This is a genomic window from Deinococcus sp. LM3 (assembly GCF_002017875.1).
In the GTDB taxonomy this organism is placed as follows: Bacteria; Deinococcota; Deinococci; order Deinococcales; family Deinococcaceae; genus Deinococcus.
On the sequence record NZ_MUFV01000001.1, the window covers coordinates 568,680 to 581,255 of the forward strand.

General features: G+C 71.2%; 12 protein-coding genes and 1 riboswitch. Of the genes, 6 read left to right on the plus strand and 6 right to left on the minus strand.

Annotation, left to right across the window (positions count from 1 at the left end; translation table 11 throughout):
* Nucleotides 1-33 precede the first annotated feature (33 nt).
* Nucleotides 34-177 (minus strand): 50S ribosomal protein L34, encoded by a 144-nt coding sequence (gene rpmH, locus BXU09_RS02625; RefSeq protein ID WP_055362370.1) that lies wholly within the window; start codon nt 175-177, stop codon nt 34-36.
* 201 nt (nt 178-378) lie between these two features.
* Between rpmH and BXU09_RS02630 the strand changes: the two genes are divergently transcribed.
* Together BXU09_RS02630 and BXU09_RS02635 are read left to right on the plus strand one after the other, a co-directional pair.
* Complete coding sequence (locus BXU09_RS02630; RefSeq protein ID WP_078300432.1) at nt 379-774, plus strand: ComEA family DNA-binding protein; 396 nt, start codon at nt 379-381, stop codon at nt 772-774.
* A gap of 122 nt (nt 775-896) precedes the next feature.
* Entirely contained in the window at nt 897-3,059 is a 2,163-nt protein-coding gene (locus BXU09_RS02635) for a DNA internalization-related competence protein ComEC/Rec2 (protein ID WP_078304640.1), read from the plus strand.
* Nucleotides 3,060-3,141: 82 nt separating this feature from the next.
* Here BXU09_RS02635 and BXU09_RS02640 read toward each other — a convergent pair whose 3' ends face one another.
* From BXU09_RS02640 to BXU09_RS02660, 5 genes are all read right to left on the minus strand, one after another.
* Complete coding sequence (locus BXU09_RS02640; protein ID WP_144011945.1) at nt 3,142-4,362, minus strand: transposase; 1,221 nt, start codon at nt 4,360-4,362, stop codon at nt 3,142-3,144.
* Between the two features lie 227 nt (nt 4,363-4,589).
* Nucleotides 4,590-6,212 (minus strand): MDR family MFS transporter, encoded by a 1,623-nt coding sequence (locus tag BXU09_RS02645; RefSeq protein ID WP_078300433.1) that lies wholly within the window; start codon nt 6,210-6,212, stop codon nt 4,590-4,592.
* Nucleotides 6,209-6,709 (minus strand): MarR family winged helix-turn-helix transcriptional regulator, encoded by a 501-nt coding sequence (locus tag BXU09_RS02650; RefSeq protein ID WP_078300435.1) that lies wholly within the window; start codon nt 6,707-6,709, stop codon nt 6,209-6,211. Before BXU09_RS02650 ends, BXU09_RS02645 begins: the two co-directional genes overlap by 4 nt.
* Nucleotides 6,710-6,794: 85 nt before the next feature.
* The gene (locus BXU09_RS02655; RefSeq protein WP_078300436.1) at nt 6,795-7,268 is read right to left on the minus strand and encodes an NUDIX domain-containing protein; all 474 of its coding nucleotides are present in this window, start codon (nt 7,266-7,268) and stop codon (nt 6,795-6,797) included.
* A complete protein-coding gene (locus tag BXU09_RS02660; RefSeq protein ID WP_078304643.1) occupies nt 7,265-7,711 on the minus strand; it encodes an NUDIX hydrolase in 447 nt (148 codons plus the stop codon). The genes BXU09_RS02655 and BXU09_RS02660 overlap by 4 nt, the downstream gene beginning before the upstream one ends.
* An 85-nt stretch (nt 7,712-7,796) precedes the next feature.
* Nucleotides 7,797-7,896: riboswitch (TPP riboswitch) on the plus strand.
* 58 nt (nt 7,897-7,954) lie between these two features.
* Here BXU09_RS02660 and BXU09_RS02665 point away from each other — a divergent pair.
* From BXU09_RS02665 to BXU09_RS02680, 4 genes are all read left to right on the plus strand, one after another.
* Entirely contained in the window at nt 7,955-9,004 is a 1,050-nt protein-coding gene (locus tag BXU09_RS02665; protein WP_078300438.1) for a thiamine ABC transporter substrate-binding protein, read from the plus strand.
* 352 nt (nt 9,005-9,356) lie between these two features.
* On the plus strand, nt 9,357-10,904 hold the full coding sequence (locus BXU09_RS02670) for an iron ABC transporter permease (protein WP_078300439.1): 1,548 nt from the start codon (nt 9,357-9,359) through the stop codon (nt 10,902-10,904).
* An 11-nt stretch (nt 10,905-10,915) separates the two neighbouring features.
* Nucleotides 10,916-11,596: a hypothetical protein gene (locus tag BXU09_RS02675; protein ID WP_078300441.1), complete on the plus strand. Its 681-nt coding sequence runs from the start codon at nt 10,916-10,918 to the stop codon at nt 11,594-11,596.
* A complete protein-coding gene (locus tag BXU09_RS02680; protein ID WP_078300442.1) occupies nt 11,589-12,572 on the plus strand; it encodes an ABC transporter ATP-binding protein in 984 nt (327 codons plus the stop codon). Before BXU09_RS02675 ends, BXU09_RS02680 begins: the two co-directional genes overlap by 8 nt.
* The last annotated feature ends 4 nt before the right edge of the window (nt 12,573-12,576 follow it).

Below are 12,576 nucleotides of genomic sequence, written 5' to 3' on the forward strand. Positions count from 1 at the left end.
CGGGCGATAAGGGTCGCTCCTGAAGGAAGGGGCTTACTCGTCGGAGACGGTGAGCTGCTGGCGGCCCTTCGCACGGCGACGCGCGAGGATGTTACGGCCGGACTTGGTCTTCATGCGGGCGCGGAAGCCGTGGGTCTTGGCGCGCTTGCGGACGTTGGGTTGGTAGGTACGCTTCATGGTGCTCTCCTTGCTCGCGCCGTGGCCCTGCACCCTGGGGGCCGGGCCAGCCTGACGCGATAGCGCCCCCCTACGGAGGGCAAACTCCGGGAGTGTATCACGGAAGGCGGACACCATCCAAGAGGCCCGCGCCGGTCGCCGGTCGGTGCGGGCAGGTCAACTTCGCATGACAGCTGGCGACCCGCCGCTTAAGCTGACCGCATGATCAGCACTGACCGGGGCTGGACGGCCCTGCTGGCGGTGGGCACGCTGCTGTGCGCCGCGCTGAGCCTGGGGCCGGCGCTGCTGCCGCGCCCGCAGGTGCCGGTGGTGACGCGCGTGCCGCTCTCACCTCCCTCGCCCACGGCGGCCCCGTCCGGGAGCGGGCAGGAGCCGCCGGTCTACCCGGCAACGGCCAGCGTGCAGCCGCTGATCTCGGGCCGCGTGAACCTGAACACGGCCACCCAGGAGCAACTGGAGGCGCTGCCGAAGGTGGGTCCGTCGCTGGCGGCGAAGCTGATCGCGGGCCGCCCGTACCGCTCGCTGGCCGACCTGGACCGCGTGAAGGGCGTGGGGCCGTCCACCCTGAAGACCCTGTCGCCGCTGGTGTCGTTCTGAGCGGACGGCACGCGCCGGGGGCAGAGCTGGCGCCGCCCCGCACCGCGCCGGGCGCCGTGACCGCGACCGTGCCGGCTGGGGTGGCGGCGCGCACGGCGTGGTCGGTTCCGGCGGCGCTGGGCATGATCGCGGGCATCCTGCTGGCGCTGGGGGTGACGCTGGGCTTCGGCGGGAACGGCGCGCTGTCCCTGGCGGGGCTGGCCGGGCTGCTGGGGGCGCTGGCATGGCGTGAGCCCCGGCGGGCGCTGCTGCTGGCGCTGGCCGTGGCGGGGATGGGGGCCGGGTTCCTGTCGGCGCGCACCGTGCTGATCCGCCCGGACCCCATGACCCCGTGGCTGGGCGCGCAGGTGACCCTGCGGGGCGAGTGGGACGGGCAGTTCCTGACGCTGACCGAGCCGCGCGCGCGGGTGGTGGTCGCGCCGAAACCCACGCAGGGGCCGGGGCAGCTGACGGTGGCGGGGCGTCTGGTCGCGCCGGAGGGGCGGCGCACGCCCGGCGGCTTCGATCAGGCGGCGTGGCTGCGCTCGCAGGGCGGGCTGTTCGTACCAGCCCCCGGCGCGGTGCTGGTCGCGGCGCAGGTCCGGACGCACGAGCCGGAGCGCGGGCTGCGCGGCTGGTTCCGGCGGGGCCTGAGTGCCGGACTGGACGAACGGCGCGCGGCGCTGATGCAGGCCATCGAACTCGGGGACCGCAGTGACATCACCCGCGAGGAGTTCGCCGCAGGGTACTCGGTGCGGGACGCCTTCACCCGTGCGGGGCTGGCGCACCTGATGGCGCTGTCCGGGCAGAACGTCGCGCTGATCACGGGCGTGCTGGTGTGGCTGATGATCCGCGCCGGGGCCTCGCCCGCCTGGCGCTTCGGGGTTCCGGCCGCGCTGCTGGCCCCGTACCTGCTGATGCTGGTGCAGCCCTCGCCGAGTATCACGCGGGCGGTGATCATGGGCGGCGTGGTGCTGGTCGCGCTGGCGGTGGGGCGCGGGCGGCCCGACCCGCTGGGCCTGATCGCGCTGGCGGCGGCGCTGTGCCTGCTGCTGTTCCCGCTGTGGCTGCTGGACCTGGGGTTCGTCCTGTCGTTCCTGGCGGTGCTGGCCCTGACCGGCTCGGCGCGGCTGGCCGGGCGGCTCCCGGCGCGCTGGCCGTACGCGCTGCGGCTGGCGGTCGCGGCGACCGTGCTGGCCGAACTGGGCACCCTGCCGGTCATCGCGGGGACATTCGGGCAGGTGCCGCTGGTGGGCCTGCCCGCCAACCTCGTGGCGGGGGTGATCATGGCGGCGCTGGTGCCGCTGGGCTTCCTGGCGGGGCTGCTGGGGCCGCTGGCCGCGCCGCTGAACCTGATCAACGGGCCGCTGGCGTCGGCGCTGCTGCTGGTCGCGCAGACCTTCGGGCAGGCGCCGGTCCTGACCTGGGGCGTGATCGGGCCGGGCGGGATGCTGGCCTTCGTCACGGCGGCCGGGGCGGGCTGGCTGTGGCTGCTGGGGCGCCTGCCGGGCCGGGCGGTCCTGGCAGCGGTGCTGGCCGGGACGCTGCTCACGGCGCTGCCCGGCTGGGTGCGGCCCGCGCAGCACATCGTGTTCCTGGACGTGGGCCAGGGCGACTGCACGCTGCTGAGGCTGCCGGGCCTGACGGTCCTGATCGACGCGGGCGGCTCGGTCGGCAGCGACTACGACGTGGGCGGGCGCACGGTCGTCCCGGCCCTGCGGGCGCTGGGCGTGCGGAAGCTGGACGTGGTGATCGCCACGCACGCCGACACGGATCACATCGAGGGGGTGAGCGGCGTGCTGCGGGCCCTGCCGGTCGGGGAGCTGTGGATCGGGCAACGCAAGACGGATGACCCGGTTCTGACCGCCGTGCTGAACGAGGCCCAGGTGCGCGGCGTCCCGGTGCGCGAGGTGCGGCGCGGCGACCGCGTGCAGGCGGGCCGCGCGGCCCTGACGGTCCTGTGGCCCCCCGGCAACGTGTGGAGTACCGAGGACAACGACAACAGCGTCGCCGTGCGCCTGGACGTGGGCGACTGGCGCGCCGCGTTCCTGGGCGACCTGCCCGCCCACACCGAGGAGGCCCTGAACCTCGGCCCGCTGAACCTGCTGAAAGTCGCGCACCACGGCAGCCGCCACAGCACCGGCGCGGCCCTGCTGGCCGGCACGCGCCCCGCCGACGCCGTGATCAGCGTGGGCCGCAACACCTACGGCCACCCCCACCCGGACGTGCTGGGCAGACTGGCCGCCACGAACACCCGGACGTGGCGCACCGACCAGAACGGCACGATCACCTGGCCGCTGCCGTAAAGGGTGTGGACTGCGGGAACCTCCTCCCTACAGCCCACACCCCACGTCCCACAACCCCGCTTCATCAATGGTGCGGACAGGTTCAAGCAGCTTTGACGCCGAGATCCAGCGGCCTGGACGGATGTTCCTCCAATTCAACGAATCGCCGTGAAAGACCCAGATTGGCCAGAATTCGCGAGGCGAACAGCCGGTTAAACGCGCGCCGCTTCACGTCCTCGTACGAAAACGGCACCACATCAGCCGGTCTGCCCGTACGGGCAGACCGCTCCAGTAGGTACTCCGCACGACCCAACGAAAGCGCAAAACACGCGGCGTTCCAGTGATTCTCCAGCCCCGTCGTCGACCGGAGCTGGCAGGTCGTCAGCCCCGCGAACTGCTTGGCATCACGGAAGACGAACTCCAGCTGGAACCGGGCGCTGTACAGCGCCCGGATCTCCTGTGCCGGCATGGTCGTGTCCGTGCTGCACAGCACCACATGGGCCTTCACCTGACCCTTCCGATCAAGACGCTCGATCACCACCACCCGCAGAAAGCGGCCGAAGTGAGGGGCCCACACCACCCGCGTCCACACCCGCTCCTGAGCGTCACCCGGAACGCTCTGCCACCCGCTCCAATCTTTGAAATCGACCTTGCCACCCCACTTCCGCCGGGCACCCCGGCGTGTGGGATGCGCGCCAGTGAACGGGTAGAGCAGGTTGGCATTCGACTGGAGCTTGGTGACGAAAGCGATCTTCTCGGCATGGACGGCGTCCATGAACATCTTCTTGGCGTACTGGCCGTCAGCCACGACCGCGCGCAGATGGCCGGACAGCCAAGCGCGTCGCTGGGTGAAGACGTCTTTCAGTTGCTCCAGATACTGTTCGAGGCGATCTGCCCGGTCCTGTTTGGGCCGGGTCTGACGGATGTCCAGCGGGAAGGCATGCTGGCCGGTGAGGCTGATCAGGGCCAGGCAGGACAACTCCAGTCCGGTGTCGGAACGGCTCTGCGAGCCGTTCCAGAACGCCCCGAGCCCTTCGGTTTTCTTGCCTGACTTGGGGATGAAACTGGCGTCGATGGCCAGGATGAACCGTGAACCGAGGACCCCCCAGCGAATCAGGAGTCGCACCAGTCCCCAGTGGAGTTCATCCCAGGGCAGCGTCTTGTGCATCCATCGGCGGAAGGTGCGCTCGTCCCACTCGCTGTAGCGGCTGAAGTTCCTGGCGTTGACCCGGCCTGGAATGGCTTGCCAGAGGGGAATGAGGTGAGCGAAGAAGCGGGTCTGGTGGGCTGGGAGTCCGAGGAAGAGCAGCAGCAGGGGTAACATGGGTCAGGTCTCCTTTCGGTGGTGTCGTTTCAACTTCACCGTACAGGAGACCTCTTCCTTGCACCTTTTGAAAGTGTCCGCACCATTGCTTCATACGGGTTCCGTCTGTTTCGTTAACAACCCGGAACAGCACCGGGTTGCCAACTCCACGCCCGGAACCCGTTCCACTCCAACTCGCGTCCGCTCGGACTGAATGGTTCTGGCAGACCATGCAGTCGGAGTCCGCTTCAGTCGGTGGCGCTGGCTTTCAGGTCTCCGGCGGCCGGGCGACCGGTCAGGGGGCGTTCCGGGAGGATCAGGGTCGCCAGGAACGCGAGGCCGACCAGCACGGCAGACACCAGGAACACCTGATCGATGGCGCCGGCCATCACGCCGCGCAGGGCGTCCAGGATGGGCTGGAGCAGGTTGCCGTCGCCACTGCTGCTGAGGCCCGCGCCGAGTTGCGCGGTGGCCTGCGGGCTGGTCAGGAGGTTCGGGTTGGTGATGGCCTCCTGCACGGGGGCGGGCAGGTCGCGGGCCTGGGCGGGCAGGCTGGCGGCGAGGTGGCTGCCCAGGTGGGCGTTCACGAGCGCGCCGAACAGGCTGACGGCCAGCGTGCCGCCGATCTGCCGGAAGAACTGGTTGCCGCCGGTGGCGCTGCCGAGCTGTTCGCGCGGCGCGGCGTTCTGCACGGCCAGGGTCAGCTGGCTGTTCACGGGGCCCAGGCCCAGGCCCAGCAGGACCATGATGCCCACGGCGATCAGGATGGGGGTCGTGGTGCCCAGCGTGCTGGCCAGCAGCAGCGCGGCGGTGGCGATCAGGCCGCCGATCAGGATCAGGTGCTTGTAGCGGCCGGTGCGGCTGACGATCTGCCCGCTCAGGGTACTGGTGAGGATCATCCCGAACATCAGCGGGGCCAGGGCGAGGCCGCTGCTGCTGGCGCTGGAGCCACGCACGCCCTGCATGTACAGCGGGAGGTACAGGATCGCGGCGTACATGCCGGCGCTGGTCAGGAAGCCCGCGAAGGACGCGACGGCGATTCCGCGGTCCTTCAGGAGGCGCAGGTTCAGGATGGGGCGTTCCTGGCGGGCGCTGTGCAGCACGTACCCGGTGAACAGCGCGGCGGTGCCGAGCAGCAGCCCCAGGATGACCGGGCTGGTCCAGGCGTACGTGCCTCCGCCCCACGACAGGGCCAGCGTGAGGGTGGTGACGGACGCGGCCAGCAGGAATGCGCCGGGGGTGTCGAAGCGGGCGTGCGCGGCCGGATCGTGCGCGGGGGCGGGCAGCCGGAAGAAGCGCCAGATGAAGTACGCGGCGAGCAGCGCGAAGGGCAGGTTCACGAAGAACACGCTGCGCCAGCCCAGGTGGTCGGTCAGGAACCCCCCGACGAGCGGCCCGACCACCGAGCTGACGCCCCAGACGGCGCCGGTGTAGCCCTGGTAGCGGCCGCGTTCGATGGGCGTGAACAGGTCGGCGATGGCGGTGAAGCTCATGGCCATCAGGGTGCCGCCGCCGATGCCCTGCACGGCGCGCAGGGCGATCAGGCCTTCCATGTTCTGCACGAAGCCCAGCCCGACGCTGCCCAGGGCGAAGACGGCGATCCCGAGCAGGATCAGGGGGCGGCGGCCGTAGCGGTCGCTGATGGTGCCCACGATGGGAATGGTGATGGTGGTCGCCAGCGAGTACGCCGTGAACGCCCAGGCGTACAGGTGAAAGCCGCCCAGGTCGCTGATGACGCGCGGCATGGCGCTGCCGACCACGGTCAGGTTGAGGCTGGACAGGAACAGCACGGTCAGGATGCCTGCGAACGCCAGGATCTTCTCGCGTTCGTTCAGGCCGCTGTGCGTGGGGGCCGGGGTGGGGGCGGTCATGGGCGCTCTCCGGCAGGGGTAGGCAGAGCGGCGTTCAGGGCGTCGTCCAGGGCGTTCAGGGCGGCCAGGGCGGCCTGCACGCGCTCGGGCGGCAGGTGCCCGAAGTGGGCCTGCACGATGTCCTGCCCGGTGGCGCGGGTGCGGACGCGGGTCGCCTCGCCCTGCGGGGTGAGGCGCAGGCGTTGCAGGCGCAGATCGGCGGGGTCCGTGACGCGCTGTACGAGGCCCGCGCCGACCAGTTTGGTCACGATGCGGGTCACGGTGGGAGCGGGCAGGTTCTGGCGGGCAGCGACCGCGCCGGGCGTATCGAAACCGTCCATCACGCTGGCCAGCACCAGCAGTTCCTTGGTGTTCAGGCCCAGCGCACGTTCCAGCGGTTCGTCAAGCGCCTGCCGGAATCGCCGCGAGAAGCGCAGCGTGGTGCGCACGAGCAGGTACAGGGCGTCGTCCGTGTCTCTGGCGGCGGGTGGGGGTTGGAGGGAAGTCGCCGTTTTCATTTCATCTGGAAGTATTCCAGTTGGAAAGAAACGGGACTGCGGTGTCCGTCACAGAGCCGCGCACCCGGTCTTCCGCAGGACACCCTTAGTTGGGCCGGCCCACCACCGCCAGTGGCAACGCCCGCACCTGCGCCATGCCGTCCACCTGCTCGGCCAGCCGCACGCCGCCCCGCAGGTGCAAGTCCAGCGCCGCGCCCAGCCACGGCAGCGCGTCTTCTGGTAGGGCGTCGGGCGCGAACCACGCGACCTCCGAGGTCTTGTCCAGCGGGCGCGGCTTTCCGGCCCAGGAACGCGCCTCGAAGAACACGTCCAGCCCCTGCGAACCGTCCAGGTCGTACCGGGCCACGCCCAGGCACGCCAGCGCCGCCGGGTCCAGCGTCACGCCCACCTCCTCGGCCGCCTCGCGCGCCGCCGCGCCCGCCAGGGTCTCCCCCGCCTCCACATGCCCGCCCGGCAGCCCCCACAGGCCGTCCGCGTACGACGCGCCGCTGCGCCGCCCCAGCAGCACCCTCCCCTGCCCGTCCAGCAGCACCGCCCACGCCACCAGGTGAAACGTCACGCGATCTCCCGCGCCGCGCGCACGTCGGACAGCTGCTCGGTCACGAACACACCCCGGTTCAGGTGCGCGTCCAGCAGCGGCGCCAGCCAGGGCAGCGCGTCGTCCGGCAGGTCGCCCGGCGCGAACCACGCGACCTCCGAGGTCTTGTGCAGCGCCTGCGGCACGCCCGCCCAGTCCGGCGCGCGGAACAGGAAGTCCGTGCCCTGCGCGCCGTCCACCTCGTAACGCCGCACGCCCAGCACCCGCAGGCCGGTCGGGTTCAAGCTCAGGCCCACCTCCTCGCGCACCTCGCGCGCCGCCGCCTCGGGCAGACCCTCGCCGGGCTCCACCTGACCGCCCGGCAGGCCCCACAGACCATGCCCATACGCCGAGCCGTCCCGGCGGCCCAGCAGCACCCGGCCCCGCTCATCCTGCACGACCACCCACACCAGCAGATTCCGCATGGCCCAGCGTGGCACGCGCCGCGCCCCGCAACCGCAACAGGTGACGCAGGACACCCCCGCGCGGCGGCCTGCGCTATCCTGCCGGATGCGTCACCGGGGGTGCCTGCCGACAGAGGCGGGCTGAGAATTACCCCAGGAACCTGATCCGGGTCATACCGGCGGAGGGAGCGTGACCGGCAGCCCACACCCCACGTGTGGCGACTGCCCACCGCTTCCCCTCGTGACGCGAGGGGACTTTTCTATATGCGTAACACACTGACCGTACTTGCCGCACTTGCCCTTGCCAGCGCCGCCAGCGCCCAGAGCAACCCAGCCCAGACGACGCTGACCGTCATCACGCACGACTCCTTCGACGTGGACAGGAAGCTGATCGCCGCGTTCGAGACGCAGAACCGGGCGAAGGTCCGCTTCATCAAGGGCGGCGACGCCGGGGAACTCCTGAACCGCCTGATCCTCACCCGCCGCGCCCCGATTGCCGACGTGGTGTACGGCCTGGACAACAGCCTGCTGCCCCGCGCTCGGCAGGCCGACCTCCTCCAGCCGTACAGGAGCCCCGCGCTTTCCCGCGTGCCCGCCGCGTACCGCCTGAGCGAGGACGGCCTGCTGAACACCGTCGACTACGGCTTCGTCGCCCTGAACTACGACCGCGCGTGGTTCGAGAAGAACAAGGTCGCCCTGCCCAGAAGCCTCGACGACCTGAAAACCCCCGCCTACGCGCGGCTGACCGTCGTGCAGAGCCCCGCCACCAGCAGCCCCGGCCTCGCGTTCCTGCTCGCCACCGTCAACCACTACGGCGAGGCGGGCGCCTGGAACTGGTGGCGCGCCGCCCGCGCCGGCGGCATGAAAGTCACACGCGGCTGGAGCGACGCCTACTACAAGGACTTCACCCGCAACGGCGGCCGCTACCCCATCGTCCTCAGTTACGCCAGCAGCCCCGCCGCCGAAGTGTTCTACGCCGACGGCTTCAACCCCAGCAAACTCCCCGCGCAGGCCCCGACCGCCAACCTGTTCCTGCCCGGCAGCACCTACACCCAACTCGAAGGCGTCGGCATCCTCAAAGGCAGCAAACAGACCGCCCTGGCCCGCAAATTCGTGGACTTCATGCTGAGCGCACCCGTCCAGACCGACATCCCCACCCGCATGTGGATCTACCCCGCCGTGAAAGGCACCCCCCTCAACCCCGTCTACACATTCGCGCAGGAACCCACCCCCACCCCCATCAAGCCCGACATCGCCGCCAACCCCCAACGCCTCGTGGACGCCTGGATCACACAGGTGCTCCGGGCACGATGAGGATGCGGAAAGAACAACCCCTCTGCTTCGCAGGACCCCTCAGTCAGCTGCGCTGACAGCTCCCCTCAAGGGGAGCCAGGACTGACATCTCTGCTCAAGCTGGAAAAGTAGAACCTGCCGACATGCACCCAGACACCCTGCCAACCAACCGAAGCAGCCACCGGGCCCGTCGTGCGCGCAGCGCGCGGGGCGAACGGCGCGCATTCGGAGGTCTGCAACCCCGTCAGTGGCCGTTCCCGCCCGGTCCCCGCCAGGCAGGCCAGAGAAATACCTGCCCAGCGCAGCGCCGCTCCCCCGTCCCCCCTGGGGATGGGGGCTGGGGGGTGGGGAAGCCCGCCGCAGGCGCCCACCCATGACCCCGCCCAGGCTGACAGGTTGGCTCCTCGCCCTGCCGGGCCTGATCTTCGTGGCCGTGTTCCTGGTGCTGCCGCTGGCCAGGACGCTGTCGGAGGGCGGCGTGAACCTGTCGGTGTGGGCGGACCCGTACTTTCAGGGTCGGTTGTGGTGGACGCTGGCGCAGGCGGGCGTGACGACGCTGGCGGCGCTGCTGGTGGGGGTGCCGCTGGCGTTTCTGCTGTCGCGGTTCGAGGTGCGGGGGAAGGCGTTGTTCCTGCGGCTCCTGCTGTTGCCGTTCGTGACGCCGACGCTGGTGGCGGTGCTGGGCCTGAGTGCGCTGCTGGGGCCGCAGGGGTGGGTGACGAAGCTGACGGGCGTGAATCTGAGTGACACGCCGGCGTTGCTGCTGCTGGGGAACCTGTTTTTTAACCTGCCGGTGATGGTGCGGCTGGGGTACGCGGGGTTCTCGCGGGTGCCGGTGAACGCGGTGGGGGCGGCGCGGTCGCTGGGTGCCTCGGCGTGGCGGGCGGCGCTGGGGGTGGCGTTGCCGCTGGCGTTGCCGGGCGTGCTGGCGGGGGCGGTGCTGGTGTTCCTGTACTCGGCGCTGAGTTTCGGTCTGCCCCTGGCGCTGGGCGGCGAGCGGTACGGGACGCTGGAAGTAGAGATCTACACCCTGACGGCCCTGCAACTGCGCCTGCCGGAGGCGAGTGCGCTGATCGTGGGGCAACTGCTGCTGACGCTGGTGGCGACGGCCGCGTACGTGCGCTTATCAGCGGGCGGGGTGGGTGTGGCGGCGGGCGGCCTGCCGGGGGCGCGAGGTGGGGCGCGGGCGGCGCTGCTGGGCCTGGGGGCGCTGGTGGTCGTGGTGTGCTTCGCGCCGCTGCTGGCGGTCGTGGTGCGGGGCCTGCTGGGGTCCGGGGGCCCGACCCTGGCGTACTGGCAGGCGGTCCTGGCGGACCCGGACACGCCGCTGCTGGCGTGGAACACCGTGCGCTTCGGGCTGCTGGCGCTGCTGGGCGCGGGCCTGCTGGGTGGCCTGTACGCGCTGGGCGCGTGGCGGGCGCGGTCGCGGGTGCTGGACCTGATCTCGCTGCTGCCGCTGATGGTCTCGCCGGTCAGTCTGGCGGTCGGGTACCTGCTGGCATTCCCGGCGCTGGCCGCCACGCTGCCCATGCTGATCGCGGCGTACACGCTGCTGGCGCTACCGCTGGTGGTGCGCTCGGTGCTCCCGGCGCTGCGGGCCATTCCGCCCCGCCTGCACGAGGCCGCGCGGTCCCTGGGCGCGTCGCGCGGCGCGGCGTTCCGTTCCGTCACGTTCCCGCTGGCGTTCCCGGCCCTGCGGGGCGGCGGGGCGCTGGCCCTGGCGACCGTGCTGGGCGAGTTCGGCGCGACCCTCGTCCTCTCCCGGCCCGAATGGGCGACCCTGAGCACCGGCCTGTACGAACGGCTGGGCCGCCCCGGCGAACGCAACCTGGGCGAGGCCTGCGCGCTGGCGACCGCGCTGCTGCTGCTGTCCACCCTGGCCTTCACCCTGCTGGACGGCGGCGAGGGCGAGGTCACGTGAGAGAATCCGGCATGACCGATCCTCTGCCCGCGCAGCTGTCCGCGTTCGTCCAGAAGCAGGGCATCGTGGTCGATCCGGAGTTCAGCCTGCATCCCAGCGGGGTCCATTCCGTGGTGAACTGCGTGTTCAGCGCGCAGGCCCGCTTCGAGGTCGTGGTGCTGCCCCTGCTGAAACGGCTCAATGACCGCCTGCCGGACGTGCCGGAACTGACCTTCCAGACGTTTGTGGACGACGTGGACTCGCTGGGCGTCCAGGGGTACGCCGAGGACATTTTGCGCAACCGGCAGCAACTCTCAGGTCGCCTGAAGGTTGAGGTGGCGCGCGAGGTGGCGGCGTTCTTCATCCGGCACCGCATTCAGACCGTGGGCGACTTCCGGCTGCGGGATGACGAGACCGCCGAGACCCTAGTGCTGGTCGATCTGGTGCAGGACGTCAAGGGCATCGGGCCGACGCTGGCGCACTACCTGCTGTGGCTCCTGGGCCGGGAAGATCACGTCAAGGTGGATTCCCTGTTGATTCGCCTGTTCGCCCGGATCGGTGACTGGCAGCCTCGCATGGGGCACGACGGCGACCGGGTCCGCATCACCCAGGCGATTCGGGAAGTCGCGGCCCAGATGGGCACCACTGCTGCGCGCCTGGATAATGCCCTGTGGCAGTTCGAGAGTCGCCGGAAAGCTGACAGCCATGCCTGATCTGCCCCCTGCCCTGTCCCTGCGCGACATTCAGAAATCGTTTGGTGCGGTGCAGGCGGTGCGGGGTGTGTCGCTGGACGTGGCGGCGGGTGAGACGGTGGCGCTGCTGGGCCCGAGCGGGTGCGGGAAGAGCACGGTGCTGCGGGTGGTGGCGGGCCTGGAACGGCCGGACAGTGGGTCCGTTGCGGTGGGGGGGCGGGATGTGACGGCCCTGCCGCCGGAGGCGCGGCACGTGGGGCTGGTGTTTCAGGATTACGCGCTCTTTCCGCATCTGAGTGTGCTGGGGAACGTGGCGTACGGGCCGCGCGTGCGGGGGGCGGGGCGCGTGGTGGCGGAGGCGCGGGCGCGCGAGGCGCTGGCGCTGGTGGACCTGCCGGGGCTGGAGGCGCGGCGGCCGGCGCAGTTGTCGGGGGGGCAGGCGCAGCGGGTGGCGCTGGCGCGGGCGCTGGCGACGGGGTCGCCGTTGCTGCTGCTCGATGAGCCGATGTCCAACCTGGATGAGCGGCTGCGCGCGGAGTTGCGGGAGGGGTTGCGGGCGCTGTTCGCGCGGGTGGGGGCGGGGGTGCTGCTGGTCACGCACGATCAGCGGGAGGCGCGGTCCCTGGCGGGTCGGGTGGCGGTCATGCGGGCCGGGGAACTGGTGCAGGTGGGGGCGGCCGAGGAGGTGTTCGCGCGGCCCGCGTCGGCGTGGGTGGCGGCGTTCCTGGGCGAGTCGAACCTGTTGCCGGACGGGCCGGGCTGGGTGCGGTTCGTGCCGGAGGGGGCGCTGCGGCCCGGTGTGGGTGAGGCGTGGCCGGTGACGGCGCGCCATCCGGTGGAGGGGGGCGTGCAGGTGACGGTCGCGCACGCCTGGGGGCCGCTGACCCTGACGCTGAGCGCGCGGGAAGCGGCGGCTCTGCAGGGCAGCACGCTGCGCCTGAGCGTGGATGAGGCGGGGGTGCAGCGCCTGCCGGACGACCGGAATCCGGCCCGGTAGTTCC